A 20,346-nucleotide genomic window follows, 5' to 3' on the forward strand; every position below is an offset into this window, starting at 1 on the left:
GGATACTAGGCATCATGAGCATCGAACATTGCTATACTCCTCGATGATACCGCCGCTGGCAACTTTCACAATAATAACTCCGCCGCTTCGTCCGGCCCAGGTATTCCTTGTGAAACGGAATGTTACACCGCGGGCAGATCTTTTTCGTATGTGCCAGCCAGTGCTTTTTCAAAGTCCCTTCCTTCTTCCATTCCAGAAAATCGAAGGCGTAACTGCGGGTTTCCTTTACCATTTCTTTCAATTTGGCGTCGGGGATGTCCGCGATGGTGCTGAGCGGGTGGATGCGTGTGCGGAAAAGGACTTCGTTTTTGATGATGTTGCCGCTGCCGGCGAAGATGTCCTGGTCGAGTAGCGCGTCGCAGGCGAGCATTTCCGGGTTTTCCTTTAACTTTTTGAATGCGGCCCGGCTGTTCCACTTTTCGGCCATGATATCGGCCGACCAGTCGTAGATTTCTTCCGCCGGCTGCTCAATCAATTGGATGGAAGTGGTGTAAAAGTTTAGTTCATGCTTGTCAAATAGGAGGCTGAGGTGCGGAGGTGCTTTTTTACGGTCATCGATGTAGTAGGAGCCGAAAAGCAGGAAGTGAATGCGTACGGTGAAGCCTTTGAAACAAATCAGGAAATGCTTACCCCACGACCTGAAATCGGTCACTTTCTGATTGATCAGCCTATCCATATCGATCTTGGCCCTGCCTTCGGCGAGGCGCACGGTTTCGCCTTTCAGGTGCAGCGCCTCGATGGCTTCCCGCAGGATTACAATGGATGGTCCTTCCGGCATGGTGGTGTGTGTTGGTTTCGATCGATAGGATCACAAATAATAGTGCCAGGCGCTTCGGCACACTTATTGATATGTTCTTTTCAAAACCATCAACACCAAATACCACAATTATGCGGAATTTCATGATTACCATTGCCTCCACATCCGAGGAAAATGTCCTGACGTTTGAACGCCATCTGATCGAATCGGAAACTTACCCGAGTCGTTCGTATATCACCAACGTGGTCAATCGCGGAGGCCCGGAGCAGCCGCGGGGCGAAGTGATTTCGATCGTCGAGCTGTCCGACCAGGATGTCAAAGAATATGAAGGTGTTGAATAACACCGCCGCACGTAAACCTAACTTTCCATTTCTGACACCTTCTTTATGGGATTGTTTTTTAAAAGTCGCAAACACGAATCCGCCCCCGAACTGCCCGAATGGCTCACCACGCGCGACGGCTTCCCTTTCTACATCAAAGCCCCGATGGTACTCATCGGGCTTTACCTGTTTTTTCACATCCTCGATTCGTTGCAGGAAATCATCGTCCCGTTCGCATTCGCCGGGCTGATCGCCATTCTCCTCAATCCGATTTACAACCGTTTTCAGCGATGGAAATTCAACAAAATCGTAGCCATCGTGCTCACGATTTTCATCGCTATTCTGGTGGTGGGAGGCATCATGTTCTTCCTGTCATCGCAAATCGTGCAGTTCGGCGACATGGTCCCGCAGCTGGAAAAGAAGACGATGAAGCTGCTCGACAACTTGCAGGAATGGCTGTCGACGACCTTCGGCATTTCCACGGAAAAGCAGATGAGCATGCTCGACGAGGCGATCAACAACAGCCGCACGTACGTCGGCAAGACGGTCAACACACTTTTCGGCATTATCAGTTTTTTTGTACTGATCCCCCTCTATATATTCCTGCTGCTGTTTTATAAGCCGTTGATTCTCAATTTTATATTTGAGGTTTTTGATGAAAATAATTCCGATCAGGTGGCGGAGATTTTGCAGGAAACCAAGGGCGCAGTGCAGAGCTATATTGTGGGATTAATGATCGAAACAACCATCATTGCCGCATTGAATTCCGTTGCATTGCTCATACTCGGCGTGCCTTACGCGTTGCTGCTGGGCGTCATCGGCGCAATCCTCAACCTGATTCCCTATATCGGCGGCATTATCGCCATTGCATTGCCGGTGCTCATTTCGTTCATCACGAAGGACGGCTATACCACACCGTTACTCATTATCGGGGCTTACACCGTCATCCAGTTTTTGGATAACAACATCATCGTGCCGCGAGTGGTATCGTCCAAAGTTTCTGTGAATGCGTTGATTTCCATTCTTGTAGTGCTGCTGGGCGGCACGCTCTGGGGTGTGAGCGGCATGTTTTTGTCCATCCCGTTCGTAGCCGTGCTGAAAATCATTTTCGATCGCATCGACGAGCTGAAACCCTGGGGAAAGCTGCTGGGCGATACCATGCCCGAAGACGCGCCGGTGCAGGTCGTCAACCCGCGGGAAGCCGACGAAAACAAGCAGTCGTTGTTCTAAACAAAAGCGGCAGGCATTCGCTCGAATACCTGCCGCTTTTGCATTCAATATATTTCCGATTAATAATCCAGCTTTTTGATGGAGCCGTCGCCGAGGCACAGCACGAAAAACGTGCGGTCGCCCCAACGCTTAATGTCCGTAGGCAGGTTCAGGCCGCTTGCCAGCACCGCGCCGTCCTCGTTAACCACCGAGCCCGTGTTGGGTTTGAAGCCCGGAGGGTTGCCGGCGCTTCCCGGAGGCATTGTGAAGTCGGCATAGTGGAGCAAAAGCGGCTTGTCGTTGACCGTCAGCGCGATGTGCGTGAGTGTTGTGAAACCCCCTTTGTATGGGATCATTACTCCGCTGGTATTCACCCGGTAAATGTATGCCGAGCCCGGCGAGAATGGGAATCCGGTGAGGCTGCTTAGCAGGAAGTGCGTGCCGTCGAACACGATGCCGGTTGGTACCGGATCGCGGTTTGGTGCGATTGGAGGAAACGTCGTGAAAAGGTCGAGCGCGTGCGTGTCTTTGTTGCGGCGGATCACGGCGTTCGCTCCGGCGTCGACAATGTAAAGGTGACCGTCCGGTCCTTTCGTCATGGCAAACGCGTTGGAGTTGTTATCGAACGTGAGGTTTTTGCTCACCACGAACGACTTGATGTCTTCTGATGGAAGGTGGTCTTTGTGCAGGGGCAACGAGCCAGCCAGCAATGCACTCGGGTTAATTGTGTACAGCAAGCCCTCGATGCCGTGCAGGAGGTAGAGCGTGCCATTGTCATAATATAAATGACTGATACCCTCTACGTTACCCATTTGGAGCACTGACTTGAAGTGGGTAACAACCGTCTTTTTGTCGCCTTGCGGCGTAATCATCACGAGCGCGCCGTCGTCATGGCCGGTACCGCCCTCGGTGACCCAGAAATTGCCCTGGTCGTCGATCACCATACCGATGGGCGCCCGCAGGCCGCTCGTAAAATCTGAAACTGTAAATTGGGTGGGCTCGGGAATCGGCTCGCCATGGTCGGTACAGGCTACCATAATTGCCGTCGTTGCCATCACGGCAAAGGCCAGAAGGGAGAGGAAACGCTTTTTCATCGCGGTTGAGTTAGAGTGGAATAGATATGAAAGGAATTGCAAAGAAGTATGGGCAAAAGTAAGGGATGGAATGTCCTTACTGTTGTATAAATGCGTCATTTTCAGCATTTCTTATTAAGCGGTAAGTGATCCGGTATTTTCTTTTATATCTCGCTGAAAATTGATTTTTTCGGCTTTCTATCCACCACCAAACCGCTCATGAACCAAGACATCAATCAACCGCTGCCGGCCGCTTACCTTGCTATCGACGAAGCCACCAAAGCCTCCGGCTTTACGATGGCATCCGACATTTCCACCTGTTCGTTACTCAAAACTCTCGCCGCGTCCAAGCCCGGCGGCCGGTTTCTGGAACTTGGCACCGGCACCGGCCTCTCCACGTCCTGGATTCTCGACGGAATGGACCCCCATTCGACGCTCGTGTCGATCGACCACGAAGCCAGCTTCCTGGAAATCGCCGGAAACCACCTCGGCGGCGACCCTCGCTTGACGCTCACACATTCCGACGGCGAGGATTGGGTAAATGCTAATCCTGGCGAAAAATACGACTACATTTTTGCCGATACCTGGCATGGGAAATACCTTCTGCTGGATGAAGTGCTCAACATGCTCAATCCCGGCGCATTCTACATCATCGACGACATGCTACCCCAGCCCAACTGGCCCGAAGGTCACGATAAAAAGGCCGAAAAACTGATCCAGGACCTGGACAACCGCCCCGACCTGATTGTCACCAAACAGGTGTGGGCCACCGGCATTATCCTCGCCGTGAAGCGCTGAGACGACAGCATTGTTTCCGTTTATTTCCCCAAACCGCCCTTCCGCACAATCGGAGGGTGGTTTGTAACTTTTTATGGTTGAGGTAGGAGTAAATTAAGGAGACTTGCGGCTTGACTTTGATAATTGTAAGAAGGTCTTGTATTGATCAAAGATTTAGTTCCAACCCTTAAATCTTAGCTTATGTGCCAAAATCATGGAGTAGCTTACATTAAACCGGGAGAAGTGGAGATTCAGGAAATTGAATATCCTAAACTGGCGCTTGGCGACCGCAAATGCGAGCACGGCGTGATCCTGAAAATCGTTTCTACCAACATTTGCGGTAGCGACCAGCACATGGTTCGCGGACGTACAACAGCACCGGCAGGGCTTGTGCTCGGTCATGAAATCACCGGTCTGGTGATCGAAGCGGGCCGCGATGTTGAGTTCATTAAAGTGGGCGATCTCGTTTCCGTACCGTTCAACATTGCCTGCGGGCGGTGCCGTAATTGCAAAGAGGGTAAAACCGGTATTTGCCTCAATGTGAACCCTTCGCGCCCCGGCGCTGCGTATGGGTATGTGGATATGGGCGGCTGGGTAGGCGGCCAGGCCGAGTACGTGATGGTGCCCTACGCCGATTTCAACCTGCTGAAATTCCCCGACAAGGACCAGGCGATGGCCAAAATCAAGGACCTTACGCTGCTTTCCGATATTTTCCCGACCGGTTTCCACGGTGCTGTTACGGCCGGGGTAGGCCCGGGCTCCATTGTGTATGTGGCCGGCGCGGGGCCTGTGGGCCTTGCCTGTGCGGCTTCCTGCCATTTGCTTGGCGCTGCCGTTGTGATCGTCGGGGATATGATTCCCGAGCGCCTTGCCCAGGCGGCGAGCTTCGGCTGCGAGGTGATCGATCTCACGAAGGATACGCCGCTGGAACAGGCCATAGCCGAAATCGTGGGTGTTCCCGAAGTAGATTGTTTCGTCGACTGCGTGGGTTTCGAAGCCCGTGGTCATGGTGCGCATGCCGTCGAAGAGCGCCCCGCTACCGTTTTGAACACGGCTATGGCCGTTACCCGGGCCGGCGGCGCTATTGGTATTCCGGGCCTCTACGTTACCGGCGACCCGGGTGCCCGCGATACTGCGGCCAAGGAAGGCAGCCTCAGCATACGGATCGGCCTCGGATGGGCCAAATCGCATTCATTCTACACCGGCCAATGCCCGGTGATGAAGTACCATCGGAATTTAATGAATGCGATTTTGTGGGATAAGATTCAAATCGCAAAGGCTGTCAATGTGGAAGTAATCTCACTGCAAGACGCGCCGAGAGGTTATGCGGATTTCGACAAAGGAGCCGCGAAGAAGTTTGTGATCGATCCGCATGGGATGATTGTTTAATAAGATTTCAAAACAAATGGCAGCCCTTTATTGTGGTTGCCATTTGTTTTAATTTCCTGTATCACTCATTCCGCAGGCTTTTCACCGGGTCCATCAATGCCGCGCGTACACTCTGGAAGCTGACGGAGGCAAATGCGATCAGCAGCGATACCGCCGCAGCGATCATAAACATCCACCATTCGATATGAATGCGGTAAGCGAAGTCACTCAGCCACTGATCGACGCCGTACCAGGCAATAGGCGCGCCGATAACGATCGCGAAGAGCACCAGTTTGAGAAAATCCTTCGAAAGCAAGGATACAATACCGGATGTGGACGCGCCAAGGACTTTGCGGACGCCGATTTCCTTAGTCCTCTGGGTGATCGTATAGGATGATAGTCCGAATATGCCCAGCGAAGCGATCAGCACGGCCAGCAGCGAGAAAAAACTCGAAACTTTGCCGAAAACCTGATCGTCTCTGTATTGCTCATTAAAGCGCTCATCCATAAAGAAATAGTCGAAATTATTGCCGGGGAAAAATGCGTTGTACTGCTCGCGCACGGTTGCAATGCTGCGCGCCGGGTCGGCTGCGTTGATTTTCATGGAAAAGTACCCCGCCAGACTGTAAAATGGAGCGAATACGATCGGTTCAATGCTGTGTTTAAGGGATTGCTGGTGAAAATCGGCCACGACGCCGATAATCTCCCATTCTTTCCCTTGCATCACAAACTTTTGCCCGGTAGCTTCCGGGGCATTGGGAAATCCCAGCAATCTGGCAGCCGATTCGTTCAGGATTGCGTTGGTCACTTTTCGGGGATCCTGGTTCGAGTCGGTGCGAAGGAAGTTGCGGCCCGCAATGATTGGAATTTTGTAGGTATCAAAAAAGTCGCCGTCGACAGGCATCCGGGCGAAGGTTACGCCTTTCTGATCGCCGGAACCCAGCCTTTTGACATTGAAACTACGTCCCAGCTTGTTGCCGAACACATTGCCCGACGCCGTCGCCGATTGCACCGCAGGAATGCGTTCAAGCTCAGTTTTGAAGCTGTTGATACGGTCAATCGAAGTCGAATCCCAGAGTGTGAGCTGCGGGCCGCGGATCACGAGTACCTGGTCCATATTGAAGCCCAGGTTGCCTTCCCGCATGAATTTCAGTTGTTTAAATACAATGAAAGTGCCTACAATAAGCACCATTGATGCCGTATATTGAAATACCACGAGCGACTGCCGCACCCACGCGCCTTTGGCCGAGCGCTTGAACGAACCTTTCAGCACCTGCACGGCCTTGAAGGACGTCAGCGCAAAGGCCGGATAGCAGCCCGACAGCAGGATGCCCAGCAAAAACACGCCGCCCAGCATTAATGCGAAGTTTTTTCCGCCATAACCTGCACCCACCAGCAATGCAAACGAGAGCGGTTTTCCAATTACATTGTTTAAAACCGGTTGCAGCACCACGGCCAATCCAATGCCGAGCGCCAGCGCGAGCACATTCAGTAAGACCGATTCGGACAGGAATTGCCCGATCAGCTGGCCCGACGTTGCCCCGGCAACCTTGCGTACGCCTACCTCGCGTGCCCGTTCGAGCGAGCGGGCCGTGGCGAGGTTAACATAGTTGATCCATGCGATCAGCAGAATGAATGCTGCGATGATGAGCATCGTCCACACGGCTTTCCCATTGTTTACCTTACCGATTTCATATTCATAATCCGAAACCAGATGCACGTCGCAGAGTGGTTGGAGAAAAAACTGCTCCACGCTGCCTGAAACCTTGTCGCCGCAGAAATACCTGCTGCTGAATGCCGGAAACTTTTTTTCCAGCGCAGCCGCATCGGCGCCGGGCCGCAGCTTGGCGTAATGCCACACGTCGGAACTCTCCCAGCTGTTTTTGATCCATTCGCCCCACGTAAGTGAGAGGGTTTCGAGGGACATCAATGCGCCGTACTTTAAATGCGAGGCCGCCGGGAAGTCCTTCATGATGCCCGTGATTTGGTAGGGCTCAGTGTCGATATCGACCTTGATCGTCTGCCCGATCAGGCCCGCGTAGTCGTCCGGGGAAGCGTTGAAAATGCGCTGTGCATTGGATTCCGAAATAATAATCGAGTGCGGCGCTTTCAATGCGGTAGCGCGGTTGCCGGCCACGAGCGGGAAGGTGAAAACAGAGAGGAAACGGCCGTCGGTATAAACGCCTTTTTCTTCGAAAATCTTCCGGTCTTTTTGCAGGCTGAATGTGCCCGGATTAGCCAGCGTCGTGTAGGTTTCGACCTCATTGAAATCCTTCGCCATCGCCGCCGCGACGGCCGGGTAGGTGATGGTGCCATGCTGAATGAGCTTGCCCTGCTGGAAACGGTCGTTGGTAATGCGGTAAATGCGGTCGAAATCCTGATGGAACCGGTCGAAACTGAGCTCGAAGCTCACGTATTGCAAGATCATCAGGCAGGCGGTAATGCCGGTGACGAGCCCGGTGATGTTCAGGACTGAAAAACCTTTGTGCTTCCACATGCTGCGGAGCGCTATTTTGAAATAATTTCTGATCATGGATGGCGGAAATACAGATGGTTGCGGGTGTCGGGATGCAGGCCTTTTGAATGCAAACGGGCGTGCCATGCTGAGCACATCGCGTAGATAACGGTTTCGTGCGTGGCGGTATCCGTGCAGGCTTGCGCGCTTTGTGAAGAGTTCTTGCAGGTCGCCTTCGAGCTCGTCCACCAGGTGCGGCGCGCAGAAAAGGCGGAGTAGCCGGGTAGGCCATTTCGGCGGTTCAATGTTTTCTTTCACGGTTCAGGCGGGTTTTGGAATCGCATTCCACATGCGGTTACGGATTTCGCGGATATTGTCCAGGGCCTTGTTACCGGCCATGGTCATGGTAAAAAAGCGCTTGCTCCGTCCGCCGCGCTCTGCGGTAGCGCCGCCAAGCCGCGACGAAAGCAGCCCTTTTTCTTCCAGCCGGTGCAATGCCGCATGCACCGCGCCCAGGTTCACCGACCGGTTCATTTGCTGCTCGATTTCATTGGTAATGGCAGCGCCGTACGCATCGCCGGCCAGAATCGCCACAGCCAGCAAGACCACCTCTTCAAATTCTCCCAGGTAGGTTCCTTTCATAGGAATTGATTTTTTCTTTAAATGTATAACAAATACGTGCCTCAGTTGCAAAAATGCATTTGCAGCTTGAAAACGGGCTTTCTGCCGATCGACGCTGTCCAGAACCGGACATTTCACGTGCCTGCCGGACAATACTTGCGGTCATTTGTACGGAAAGCCGTTAATTTGCTTTTCCTGTACATTGCTGCACCTGTTTATGGTTTTCGACTTCCGCCTGCAAGTTTTCCAGACCGTCGCACGACGCCTTAGTTTTACCAAGGCTGCAGCCGAGCTTTTCATTACCCAACCCGCGGTGACGAAGCACATTCATGAGCTGGAAAGTCAGTTGAAAACGAAGCTGTTCGAACGCAGCGGCGCGCGGATCAGCCTCACTCCGGCGGGGGACATTCTGCTCCACCATGCCGAGCAGATTTTCGATATTTACCGAAACCTGGAATTTGAAATCAACAGCCTTTCGCAAAGAAACAGCGGCAAACTGAGGCTGGGAGCGAGCACCACGGCCGCGCAGTACATTCTGCCGCCGATTCTGGCTGCATTTCACCGGAAGTTTCACAACATCGAGGTGACGCTCACCACCAAAAATACCGAGGAAATAGAGCATGCATTACAGCATAAGGAAATTGACCTGGGTGTGATCGAAGGCTATTCCAAGAATGCGGCTATCAAGTACACCGAATTTCTCAACGACGAAATTGTGCTCGTGGCGAATAGTAAAAATCCGCTGGCGGCCACGGGCGTGGTCGATGCCGGGCAGCTTCGCCAAATACCGCTGCTGCTGCGCGAGCCGGGCTCGGGCACGCTGGAAGTGATCGCACATGCGCTGAAATCGATCGGCCTCGGACTGGGAGATCTGAATGTGGAAATGCAGCTGAGCAGCAGCGAAAGCATGAAATTGTACATTTTGCATTCCGATAGCATGGCGTTCATTTCGGTGCACGCCGTTTTGAAAGAATTGCAAAGTAAGGAATGTCGCATCGTGGATGTGGAAGGGCTGTCGATCGACCGACATTTCCATTTCACAACTTTGCATGGCCAGCAAGAGGCTTTGCCGGAGCTCTTTATGCGTTTTGCATTATACCAGCGGAAATGAGCATTCGGATTGCCTGGAATGCTGCCGGACGGGTTGGAAAATGTTTTCTTTAATGAGATCATCGTTTTTTAGAGTAGTTCCGCACTGCATCCTATTTTAAGAATTTGTGTACTGTACCAATCGGCTCTTGATGAAAGAGTTGAAATTATTTTTGTTAAACTATTTATGTTAAAAATTACATTAAGCGTATCGGCGTTCCTGCTCATGCTGTGGACAACGACTGGCACCCTGAAAGAAGAAACAAGACCCGAAGCCCGCACCCTGGCCCGGGCCGATTCACTTCCCAACGCCGCTGCATGGCCCGCGGAACTGAATGTGACGCATTTTGCAGGCCACGACCTTACGCCAAGCCCGGCCTGTTTGGCCGTGGCACCCACGGGCGAAGTCTTTGTAGGCGTGGATATGATCGGGTCGTTGGGCAAAACCCCCGGCAAAGGAAGCATTGTGCGGCTTGTCGATACGAATAACGACGGCAAGGTAGACCAGCACACGACTTTCGCAATGCTCGACAACCCCCGCGGCATTATCGCGCAAGGAGATCAGGTTTTTGTGCTACACACCACTTTTTCCAAAGAAACCGGCAAGGCGTCGGGGATGGACCTGGTGGTGCTGGAAGATAAAAACCACGACGGCGTGGCCGATGGCCCTGCCAAGCCGCTGATCCAGAACGTGTGTTCGCCGAAATTCCTGCAAAGCCGCGGTACCGACCACGCTACAAATGGTATCCGAATGGGTATCGACGGCTGGATTTACATTGCCGTGGGCGACTTTGGTTTCCACGACGCGCTGGACCGTTCGGGCAAGAAAATGACGCAGCTCGGCGGCGGCATCGTGCGCGTACGGCCGGATGGCACCGAAATGGAGGTGTACACGCACGGCTTGCGGAACATTTACGATGTGGCCATTGACCCATACATGAACATTTTCACCCGCGACAATACCAATGACGGCGGCGGTTGGAACATCCGTTTCAGCAATCAGATCCAGTCTGGAGAATATGGATATCCGGTGTTGTTCAAAAATTTTACGGAAGAAATCATCCCTGCATTGGTCGACCTTGGCGGCGGTTCGGGAACCGGCTCGCTCTTCATGGACGATCCTACATGGCCTGCCAAATACAACCGCGTACCGATGATGGCCGACTGGGGCCGCAGCCAGGTGTACGTCCACCGTATCACCCCAGACGGGCCTACTTTCCAGCAAAAAGAAGAAGAATTTATCAAACTTTCACAGGTAACCGACCTGGATATCGACGCTTCGGGACGTGTTTATTTGGCCGCCTGGGATGGCGCCGGTTACTCGGGTAACCCCGGCAAAGGATTTATTGTGCGTGCAGTGCCTAAGGACTGGCAGTATAAGGCTTTCAAAGACATCAGCAAGTCGTCGGTGAAACAGCTGGCTGCATTGCTGCGGTCGGAGAGTGCGGTACAACGCCTTGCGGCGCAGCAGGAATTGCTCAAACGATCTCCCAAAGATGCAGCGAAAGCAGCATGGGGCGTCGCCAATGATCAGAAGGCGCCTGCCTACGTGCGCGTGGCAGGTATGTACACTTACGTGCAGGCAGCAGGGGCGGACGGGATCGATAACCTGGTGAAGCTCGCTTCGGACGATACCATGCGCGAATACGCATTGCGTGCATTGGCCGACCGCAAATCCTACGTTGCCCAAGTACCGGTGGAGCCTTTCCTGAAAGCGCTCGACGGTGGCAATCCGCGCGAAAAGCTGGCCGCAGCCATTGCTTTGGGGCGTTTGGGCCGCCAGGAAGGCGCACAGGCGTTGCTGAAAGTGAAAGTTCCGGCATCGTTTAAAGCACCCGCGAAAGGTACCGAAGGCCCGCACGCTACGCCGAACTCTGCCATTGTAACGCCGCACATCGCGGTGCGCGCGCTGGTGGCGTTGAATGCCGTGGATGCGTGTGTGAATGCCATCGGAACCGAAAATTCAACGATCGCGCTCTGGGCATTGCGTTACATGCACGATCCCAAAGCGGTAGACGGCCTGATCGCCGCCTACGGCAAAACGTCCGATCAGGCGTTGAAAGGCCAGATTTTGACGACACTAGGCCGGATCTACAAGAAAGAAGCCGACTACGACGGCTCCTGGTGGTGGAGCACCCGCCCGGATACCCACGGCCCGTACTACAAGGGTATCGACTGGGAAGGATCTGCGAAAATCAAAGATTTCCTGACGGCAGAGTGGAACAAAGCTACGGACAAGCAGTTATACGCCGACCTGAATGCGCGTAACCGCATGGGCATTACGGAATTCGGCGGCGAGGAAGTGGTTGCAGCCAAGGAAGAAGTGAAAATCGACCTTGAAAAAATACGTAATAAGAAAGGCCAGGTGGGCGAATCGTCGATTGAGGATGTGATGCTGGCGATGGCGAAAATACAAGGTGATCCCGCGCTGGGCCGCAAATTGTTCACCAAGCAGGGCTGCGTGGCCTGCCACAGCCTGAGCCGCAACGAAGTAATGAAAGGGCCATTTATGGGTCAGATTGGCTCGATTATGAACCGCGAGCAGATTGCGGAGTCTATTTTGAAGCCAAATGCGTCTATTTCGCAAGGATTTGCGTCGGTGCTCATCACTACCAAAGGCGACAAGACCTACATGGGTTTTGTGTCGGAAGAATCGGCTGAGAAGTTGGTGATCCGGGACATTGCGGGCCAGGTCAACACGCTGAAAGTAGCCCACATTACCTCGCGCAAAGAAATGGAAACGTCGATGATGCCCCCGGGATTGGCCAATGAGCTTTCGTATGAAGAATTTGCTTCATTGATTACATTCCTTTCGCAGCAGAAGAAGTAATTCTATTTGTTTGAATATCGGAGCCGGCTTGTGATTGTACAGGCCGGCTTTCGTGTTCTACAACAAAATGCAAAAAAATTGCGCGCGTCGGGGTAATGCGTACACCGGTTTTGACGGATTCGACGAAATTCTCATGTTTTTTTAGTGATTATCGACCTTTTTTTATCTCGTCTGCAATTTTTGAGGTATTTTAGTAGCCTCATCGAAGTATTTTGAAGTAGTTTGACTAACATATTGTTTGACCTCATAGTCTATTACTCAACGTTTATTATACAGCATGCCCCGGCTACGTAATTGTTGCCGGGGATTTTTTTTGCCGCAGCATCTTCCCATATTTGAGGAAAACCAACTAACCTTCTTTGTGCCGTGGCATTTTACGACCTCTCGAAATCCGAACGGGCCGATCGCGTGTCGGCAATTGGCAATGATATCAGACAGGCGCTACTCGCTCAGAAGGCTGAAAATGTGCGGGTGTATTATGCAGATGATGACACGTATATCCGCAAGACGGCTTATGTCGCCTCCGGTCGCTTGTACGAGGAGGAAGCTTCATTGCGCCCTGCGGTGCACACAATGCTCGCCGGATTTTTGACAGACGATGATTTCAGGGTTCGCCAAACGGCGATCAATGCGGCGGGAGAGATTGGGAGGAAGCATTTCGAAGAAGTTCGAACGATTTTCGACGAAGGTTTGCAAGATACTCACCACGCACCGCGCAATGCGGTGATCGGTTCGGTGAAGAAAATGGGGGAGGTGAACCCGATTCCGGTGCTGGCCTGGGCACGGCAATATTTACACCATCCCGACAAAGAAATCCGGCGGGAGATATGCCATGGCATCGAACTGCGCGGGCGCAAGCATCCCGAAGATATCCTGCCGCTTTTACAGGAGCTGCAGCACGACCACACCGCACGCGTGCGCGGAACGCTGGTGCACGTGATTGGTCAGATCGCATATAAAAAAGGCTGCCTGCTCAAAGTCCTCAACCATTTGAAAACCTGGGAGAACCGGCAGCTGGTTTATGATGCATTGGAAGAGATCGTGGACGTGCATCACCGCTACCGCGATTTTGCCGCACTCACCCAGGAAGAAGCAGCGCGAATGGTCGATGAGCATTATCCCGAACGCGGCCAGGCCAATCGCATTCATCGATAGGATCGGTTCTTTATGGCCGCTGTTTGATAACCGTTTTCTTCCGTTTGATCGTGTAAGAAGTCGTGTCGGCATCGGGGCGTCCGGTACTGCTGCGGCTACCATCGACCGCACCGGTGGAATTGACATTCCCGTTGTCATCCAGGATCGGCCCGGTTTCCGCATTGGCCGAATCTTTGAGAATCGCATTCAGGTCGGAGGAATCGGCTGTTTTGACCTGACGCCGGGTAGTTTTGCGTTCATATTTTTGCGTTTGCTTGGACGACCGGGATGATCTGTCGCTGGATTGCGCGCAAGCCGGAACCACGAAAGCCAGTGCCATGATGAAGCTTAATAGCGTTTTCATTGAATGGTTTTTAGTTTGATGATTTGAAATGTCTTCAAATACCATTCCAGTACCGCCGAAACCGCCGCAGATGCGGGATGCTTCCGGCGACAATAGCCTGAAAATTTACCAAAATGACTATATTCGGCCCTTTCAACCAATTTAAGCTGTTTTGATGGACAACGATCTTGTCAGCCTGCGGACCGTCAACGTGCTGCGTTATCTGACACCCCTGCGCGAGGGCGGCTCTCTTCCCGCCATTGCCGAGGCCGATGACGATTTTTTGTATGTATTAAAATTCAGGGGCGCAGGGCAGGGTACCAAAGCATTGATTTCGGAGCTGATAGGAGGGGAATTGGCGCGGTTTCTGGGGTTGAAAGTACCTGAAATCGTGTTCGCTAATCTGGATGAGGGCTTTGGCCGGACTGAACCCGACGAGGAGATCCAGGACCTGCTCAAAGCCAGCACCGGCCTTAACCTGGCGATGCATTACCTGTCAGGCGCCATTACTTTCGATCCCGTTGTGACGAAGGTGCCGCCTCGGCTCGCTTCCGAGATCGTGTGGCTGGACAGCTTTCTTACCAATGTAGACCGTACGGCCCGCAACACCAACATGCTGATGTGGCACAAAGAGCTCTGGCTGATCGACCACGGCGCGGCGCTCTACTTCCACCATTCGTGGGATAACTGGCAGGAACAGGCCAAACGGCCTTTCGCGCAGGTGAAGGACCACGTGTTGCTGAAAAGTGCGACCATGCTGGAAGAAGTAAATGCCGAATTCCGCGAGCGGCTTGCGGGTGGCATTATCCCGGCGGTGGTATCCCTCATTCCCGACGACTGGTTGCTTCGCGACGCGCCTTTTGAAACGGCCGACGAGCACAGGCAGGCTTACGTGTCATACCTGAAAGCCCGCCTGTCGGCATCCGAAACATTTGTGAAAGGAGCGCAGGATGTCAGATAAGTTTTTATACGAATATGCAGTCCTGCGCATTGTACCGCGTGTGGAGCGTGAAGAGTTTATCAATGCGGGCGTGGTGCTGTACTGTCCATCCCGGGGTTTTCTGTCATGCTGTATCGAACTCGATCCTCAGCGGCTCCGGGCCCTTTGTGCGGAAACTGACCCGGCCGAAGTGCAGGCGTATCTTGATGCATTCAGGCAAATTTGCGTGGGTAACCGGCAATGCGGGAGCCCTATTGCTGCATTGCCTGCGGCATCACGCTTTCGCTGGCTTACGGCTACCCGCAGCACCGTTTTACAAACGTCCAGAGTCCATCCGGGTTTTTGTACAGATCCCGGTGAGACATTGCGGATGCTTTTTGAACAACAGGTAAAATAACGGTTCATTTCAATTTCAGATACTGCTGAACCAGCTCCTTCTTCCGTCGCGAAATCTCGATCCTCGAACCGTCCGACAGCAGCAGGAACTGGTTGTTGTGCGTCACCTGCTTAATGTACTTCGGATTTACGAGGTGCGATTTATGCGTTCTGATGAAATTAAATTCTCCCAGCATTTCGTCGAAATGTTTCAGCGTTTTACTCGCCAGAAACGGCCGTTTTCCGATCAGGTGAATTGCCGTGTAGTTCTTATCGGCTTCCAAACGGAGAATTTCGTCGAGCGTAAAGAAAAATACACCTTCGCTCGACGGAACGGCGAGCCGGAAATCGCGGATGTTCTTCTTCTCGATATTGTGGACGAGATTGTCGTAGAGCTGCTGCGTTTCCTGCTTCGGTTTTTCCTTCACTTTTTCGATGTGACGGTCTATCGCCGATTGCAGTTCTTCGGGATCTACCGGTTTGAGGAGGTAGTCGAGCGCGCTGAACCGGATCGCCTGGATGGCATACTGGTTGAAAGCCGTCGTGAAGACGATGTCGTAGGGCGGATTTTTTCTGGCCAGCAAAAACTCGAAGCCGTTTTGGTGCGGCATTTCCACATCCAGAAAAACAATGTCGGGCTGGAAGCTTTCCAATACTTTCAGCGCTTCTTTGACCGACTCGGCATGCCGGATGTCGACCTCTTGCCTGACCGAGCTGTTCAGGTAGTGATTCAGAACATTGCGTGCTTTCTGTTCGTCATCGATAATCAGTGTTTTGAGCATAACGTTTAGGGTATTATAGTGTAAAATCAGGTATAGTCCAGTGAAGTAGAAAGCTCGATGACTACCATCGTGCCCATTGCATTGCCGTCATCGTCATATTTGTCGATGATATTTACCGAGGCGTGCTGCCCCTGGCGGTCGATGAGGTCGAGGCGGTCTTTTGCTATTTGCAAGCCTTTCGACTTGTGCCGTTTGGTAACTGCATTGCGCCGTTTAATTTCCAGCGACTTCTCGCGCCCGATGCCATTATCCTCGATGATGCATTTGAAAACATCTTCATCAATTTTGGAAAACACAATTTTCAGTTCCCGGTAGCCCTCCTTGTGCATGAGCCCGTGCCAGATTGCATTTTCAACGTACGGTTGCAGGAGCATGGATGGGAGCAGAATGTCGTCGGCTTCAAGGTCTTCGTCGATTTCAATGCTGCTGATGAAGCTCTGTTCGAACCGCATTTGTTCGAGTTCGAGGTACAGTTGCAGCACTTCTTTCTCCTCTTCGATGGTCACCAGGGTCCTATCGGAATTGTTAAGGACCATCCTGAATAGTCTTGAAAACTTGTTGAGGTACTTACTGGCGTCGCCGTATTTCTGCGTCACAATGCATTCCTGGATGCTGTTAAGGCAGTTGAATACGAAATGCGGGTTCATTTGCGCCCTCAGCGCCATTAGCTGACTTTCCGCCAGCATCCGGTTAATTTCCAGCAGCATGAGCTCCTTTTTCGCCGCCTCCGCTTCTGCCTGCGCTTCGGCTATTTTGTTGGCATTGATGGACGCAATCGTCACAAGCGCGCGGGTATGATCCTCGGTAAAGAATCTCTTTTCGGAATGTTCCGAATCCAGCACGCCGATTAGCTTTCCTTCATGCAGGATGGGTACGGCTACTTCCGAAAATTTGCTCGCGTCCATGGCAATGTAGCGAGGGTCGCGGGAGGTGTCGGAAATGTTGATCGCTCTTTTCGTTTTGCCGGCGGTTCCTACGATTCCCATTCCCAATTCTAGTTCCAGTGGGTCGACAGTTTCATTTTCGGTGATGTTTTTTGAGCCATACAAGGCCTTTCGAACCAGTTTCTGTTTGTCATCATCCCATAAAAACACGGTACAATCCTCGAAGCGAAGTTGCAGGCAGCAGTTCCGCGCAATGTCCCAGCAGATCTCATCGACAGAGTTTTCGCCATAGACTGAATTGACGAAGTATTCGATGGCTTTGTCGAGCTCGCGTTTATGTTTCCTGGCGACATAACTACGGTAGGTCATGAAGAAAAACGCACCCGATACGCAGCCCACGACGATCAGGAACCACCAGCTCTCCCACCAATGAGGAAGTATCTTGATTTTGAGTACTGAAACCTCTTTCATCCATCTGCCATGTTCGTCGGTGCTACGCACTTTGAAAACATAGTTTCCCGGTGGCAGGCTATTGTAACTGGCCGTCATGTTACGCCCGGCATACACCCATCGTTCTTCGATGTCTTTCAATTGATAACTGTATTGCAATGTGGGAATATCGCGATGCTTTAATGATGCGAATTGCAGTGTAATGAAATCCTTGTCTGCCAGCAACATCAGCGACGCGGGCAGGAAGTCGGAGACCTCTTTTCCCAGCACCTTCACAGATGTAATATGCGGCGGCTTACTGACTACGATTTTGGTGAACTTCGTCGGATCGATCACCACGATATGGTCCAGCATGGCCGCGTAAATGTGGTCTGGCGTGGTGAGCACGTAATTCCAGTAATCTTGCAGTGTCTTGCCGAGATTGATGCTCACACGGGTCACCTTTTTTGTTTTAGGAAAAAAGAATGATAATCCGCCTGGCCCGGCGACCCAAATTGCCCCGCGATTATCTCTGGCGATGCTGTTGATGGGCGTTGTCAGCAGACCGTTTCTTGGTGTGAGACTGTCGATATATTGGCCGTTAATGTTCAGTTTATAAAGACCGCGGTCACGGTCGGCCATCCAAAGGTTGCCATCGGTTTCTTCCATGAGCTGCATGGCGTAAAAACGATCCTTATCAGGCACGGAAATGACCGTAAATCGCTGCGTTTGTTCGGAAAATCGAAGAATACCTTCGCCTCGCATGGCAAAGAGCACATCGCCGTTTCTCAACGTCAGAGCACTCTGGCAAGACTTAAAATTGAACCGGCCATAGCGACTGTCCGTGCCATTGAAGCGTTCGCATTCATTCGTTTTGGGGTTATACCGGTAAAATGCATTGGTTCTGATCTGAAACCAGATCCTTCCCTGATTATCTGCTACGACAATGTCGCTCGCCGTCAACGGTGGTTTGATTCGAGGATGGCTGAATTTCCTGATATCCTTATCGCCCTTCCGAAGAAAATATAGCCCGCCATTCCCGCCGAACCACCAGGTGTCATTCGCGAAAGCGCAGCTGAAAAACCTGTTTTTGATCACGCGCTCTTTGGAAGCCGTATAGTGCGTAAAACTCTGCTGGTTTTGTTTGAGGAGGACCAAACCGTCCTCTTTCATTGCCAGAATACTATCGCCTCTGGCTGCTATTACATTAATGGCGGCGAAACTGACTTGTAGAAAGAACGGCCTGCTCGGCAGCTTGTAAACTATCTCAAACGGGTTGTTGTAAGTGAGTTTGCTCAACCCGTTGATGGTGGCAAACCACAGGTCTTTTTCTTCATCCTCAATAACTCCATTAAAATGCCCATAGGCGATCGAATAGCCGGCGTCCTGGCTGTATGGAATTTTGCGGATCGGTTTGCCTGCTTCCTTCACATACGCAGCGTACATCCAGGTAGAAATCCATAACCTGTCCTGGTCGTCGACGAACAGGCAATTCACACCATCTGTGGAACGCACGTTATCCAAATGCAGGTAGGCCGTATCGCTCTGTAAATCGGGTTTCGAGAAATGGAGCGAAAAATCGACGGTAGAGCCATACCAAAGGTTGTACTGGTTATCCATTGTAATCGCGGTGACCTGCCTTTTATTCAGGATCGGCCAGCGGTGGGGGTTATGGGTGCTATCATACACCGTCTCATTGGCGCAGTCGATAAAAAAGCAGCCGTATCCGCCTACCCAAAAACCCTTTCGCTTTGCATCCCAGCAGAATGCGCTGCGTGCGGCGAACGACAGGTCTGCATGGGCGACGCGTTCCGCCCAGGGCAGCAACTCGGCCAATTTCCTGACTTTCTTTCCATCATAAATAAAGATGTCTTTGTGGCAGATAAACCATAGACGGTGCTGATCGTCCTCCTTGACGGAAAGAATAGGCCTGTTCGCCAGGGCCTTCCAGCGGTTATCAGCACGGTACTTCCCAGTCGATTTGTTGAAAAGTTTCAGCCCGCGGGAAGTCGCAACCAGCAGATTCGCCTTGCCGTCTATCGGATGAATGCCATTGACCTCGATCGTACTCACCGAATTTACATCCTGATAGGCCTTGATCACGTGGCCGTCGAAGCGGTTCAGCCCATTGCCTGTGCCTATCCAAAGGAAGCCGTCAGCGTCTTTGTATAAGCAGCGGACGTCTTTCGCACTGAGCCCGTCTTCCTCTTTAAGGTTCTGAAAAACAAACTGTGCTTCGGCCACGATCGGGCAAAAGAGCACAATGAGCCAGAATAGCTGAAAGCGGTGCATGTACGGGGCAAATTTCCTGCTGATTGTGTAAGGTAGCCATAACCGAATTCAAAGTAAAGATCGATGAACGAATGGCAGTTGTGGATTTACTAACGGGTATAAACGTTTCTGGACGACCTGCCGGAGGACTGTAAACGACCTAACTACTTTGACCATTTAATCATTGATAGCTCGCCGTTCATACATCCCATTTTTATTACCTCGCATTATGGATAAACTTTACTAAGACACCATCGGTAACCTACTAATCTAACCCAAACGATCAATTTAAATGGTACTCTATCTGGTAGGCGCATTAATCGACTGCACCGCAGTCGTGGCGCTGTCTGCATATTATCTCTATCATCTAATCACTAAAAGAGAGCTCAGCGAACCCAGATACTACTACTGGATTCTCGTGATTTCCATCAGCGGCGTTCTAATCGCATCGCTATATTACTGGTGGCTGGGAAACCTCACAACGGCATCGATTCTGGCGTGGGTAATGGCCGTCCCAGTTGTGGTAACGTTGCTGTTCATTCTCCTGATTATCATCTTCCGTCCGAACTGGAATTGACGCGGTCGACAGTTAACCAGTAGCCCTGCTAGAAAAAATAGAACTAGTGGCCTGCGAGCAAAATAATTAGAAGTGTTACATAGCAGATTCCGAGCATTCGGGGCTCATGTAT

Annotated in this window: 17 protein-coding genes; 10 read left to right on the forward strand and 7 right to left on the reverse strand. The window is 51.9% G+C overall.

The genetic code is table 11. The annotated features are described in order from the left end of the window. Positions 1-31 precede the first annotated feature (31 nt). Positions 32-778 (reverse strand): DNA-formamidopyrimidine glycosylase family protein, encoded by a 747-nt coding sequence (locus DFER_RS00650; protein WP_012779753.1) that lies wholly within the window; start codon positions 776-778, stop codon positions 32-34. A gap of 110 nt (positions 779-888) precedes the next feature. On the opposite strand from DFER_RS00650, the gene DFER_RS00655 reads away from it, so the two are divergent. Both DFER_RS00655 and DFER_RS00660 read left to right on the forward strand, forming a co-directional pair. Beyond that, a complete protein-coding gene (locus DFER_RS00655) occupies positions 889-1,098 on the forward strand; it encodes a hypothetical protein (RefSeq protein ID WP_012779754.1) in 210 nt (69 codons plus the stop codon). A 45-nt stretch (positions 1,099-1,143) separates the two neighbouring features. After that, positions 1,144-2,307, forward strand: a complete 1,164-nt coding sequence (locus tag DFER_RS00660; protein ID WP_012779755.1) for an AI-2E family transporter — start codon at positions 1,144-1,146, stop codon at positions 2,305-2,307. A 59-nt stretch (positions 2,308-2,366) separates the two neighbouring features. On the opposite strand, the gene DFER_RS00665 is transcribed toward DFER_RS00660, so the two are convergent. After that, entirely contained in the window at positions 2,367-3,380 is a 1,014-nt protein-coding gene (locus tag DFER_RS00665; RefSeq protein ID WP_143828620.1) for a ScyD/ScyE family protein, read from the reverse strand. A gap of 198 nt (positions 3,381-3,578) precedes the next feature. Here DFER_RS00665 and DFER_RS00670 point away from each other — a divergent pair, with 198 nt between their 5' ends. Both DFER_RS00670 and fdhA read left to right on the forward strand, forming a co-directional pair. Beyond that, positions 3,579-4,157 carry an O-methyltransferase gene (locus DFER_RS00670; protein WP_012779757.1) on the forward strand — a complete coding sequence of 193 codons (579 nt, stop codon included), beginning with the start codon at positions 3,579-3,581 and terminating at the stop codon, positions 4,155-4,157. A 180-nt stretch (positions 4,158-4,337) separates the two neighbouring features. Further along, positions 4,338-5,525 (forward strand): formaldehyde dehydrogenase, glutathione-independent, encoded by a 1,188-nt coding sequence (fdhA, locus tag DFER_RS00675; RefSeq protein ID WP_012779758.1) that lies wholly within the window; start codon positions 4,338-4,340, stop codon positions 5,523-5,525. A gap of 61 nt (positions 5,526-5,586) precedes the next feature. Here fdhA and DFER_RS00680 read toward each other — a convergent pair whose 3' ends face one another. Both DFER_RS00680 and DFER_RS00685 read right to left on the reverse strand, forming a co-directional pair. Beyond that, positions 5,587-8,277, reverse strand: a complete 2,691-nt coding sequence (locus tag DFER_RS00680) for an ABC transporter permease (protein WP_222837298.1) — start codon at positions 8,275-8,277, stop codon at positions 5,587-5,589. Positions 8,278-8,280: 3 nt separating this feature from the next. Then, positions 8,281-8,601 (reverse strand): PadR family transcriptional regulator, encoded by a 321-nt coding sequence (locus tag DFER_RS00685; RefSeq protein ID WP_012779760.1) that lies wholly within the window; start codon positions 8,599-8,601, stop codon positions 8,281-8,283. A gap of 196 nt (positions 8,602-8,797) precedes the next feature. On the opposite strand from DFER_RS00685, the gene DFER_RS00690 reads away from it, so the two are divergent. From DFER_RS00690 to DFER_RS00700, 3 genes are all read left to right on the forward strand, one after another. Beyond that, the gene (locus DFER_RS00690) at positions 8,798-9,691 is read left to right on the forward strand and encodes a LysR substrate-binding domain-containing protein (protein WP_012779761.1); all 894 of its coding nucleotides are present in this window, start codon (positions 8,798-8,800) and stop codon (positions 9,689-9,691) included. A gap of 165 nt (positions 9,692-9,856) precedes the next feature. Next, positions 9,857-12,499 carry a DUF7133 domain-containing protein gene (locus DFER_RS00695; RefSeq protein ID WP_012779762.1) on the forward strand — a complete coding sequence of 881 codons (2,643 nt, stop codon included), beginning with the start codon at positions 9,857-9,859 and terminating at the stop codon, positions 12,497-12,499. A 366-nt stretch (positions 12,500-12,865) separates the two neighbouring features. Further along, on the forward strand, positions 12,866-13,654 hold the full coding sequence (locus tag DFER_RS00700; RefSeq protein WP_012779763.1) for a HEAT repeat domain-containing protein: 789 nt from the start codon (positions 12,866-12,868) through the stop codon (positions 13,652-13,654). Between the two features lie 10 nt (positions 13,655-13,664). Here the strand turns inward: DFER_RS00700 and DFER_RS00705 are convergent, their stop codons facing one another. Then, positions 13,665-13,997, reverse strand: coding sequence for a hypothetical protein (locus DFER_RS00705; RefSeq protein WP_012779764.1), 333 nt, complete (start codon positions 13,995-13,997; stop codon positions 13,665-13,667). A gap of 154 nt (positions 13,998-14,151) precedes the next feature. Between DFER_RS00705 and DFER_RS00710 the strand changes: the two genes are divergently transcribed. Together DFER_RS00710 and DFER_RS00715 are read left to right on the forward strand one after the other, a co-directional pair. Beyond that, on the forward strand, positions 14,152-14,937 hold the full coding sequence (locus DFER_RS00710; protein ID WP_012779765.1) for a HipA family kinase: 786 nt from the start codon (positions 14,152-14,154) through the stop codon (positions 14,935-14,937). Next, on the forward strand, positions 14,927-15,313 hold the full coding sequence (locus tag DFER_RS00715) for a DUF3037 domain-containing protein (RefSeq protein WP_012779766.1): 387 nt from the start codon (positions 14,927-14,929) through the stop codon (positions 15,311-15,313). Before DFER_RS00710 ends, DFER_RS00715 begins: the two co-directional genes overlap by 11 nt. Before the next feature lie 4 nt (positions 15,314-15,317). Here DFER_RS00715 and DFER_RS00720 read toward each other — a convergent pair whose 3' ends face one another. Then, on the reverse strand, positions 15,318-16,073 hold the full coding sequence (locus tag DFER_RS00720) for a LytR/AlgR family response regulator transcription factor (RefSeq protein WP_012779767.1): 756 nt from the start codon (positions 16,071-16,073) through the stop codon (positions 15,318-15,320). Between the two features lie 26 nt (positions 16,074-16,099). Further along, positions 16,100-19,678 (reverse strand): histidine kinase, encoded by a 3,579-nt coding sequence (locus tag DFER_RS00725; protein WP_012779768.1) that lies wholly within the window; start codon positions 19,676-19,678, stop codon positions 16,100-16,102. Between the two features lie 271 nt (positions 19,679-19,949). On the opposite strand from DFER_RS00725, the gene DFER_RS00730 reads away from it, so the two are divergent. Further along, positions 19,950-20,234, forward strand: coding sequence for a hypothetical protein (locus DFER_RS00730; protein ID WP_012779769.1), 285 nt, complete (start codon positions 19,950-19,952; stop codon positions 20,232-20,234). Positions 20,235-20,346 lie beyond the last annotated feature (112 nt).

Origin of the sequence: Dyadobacter fermentans DSM 18053, assembly GCF_000023125.1 — a bacterium.
GTDB classification, from domain to species: domain Bacteria; phylum Bacteroidota; class Bacteroidia; order Cytophagales; family Spirosomataceae; genus Dyadobacter; species Dyadobacter fermentans.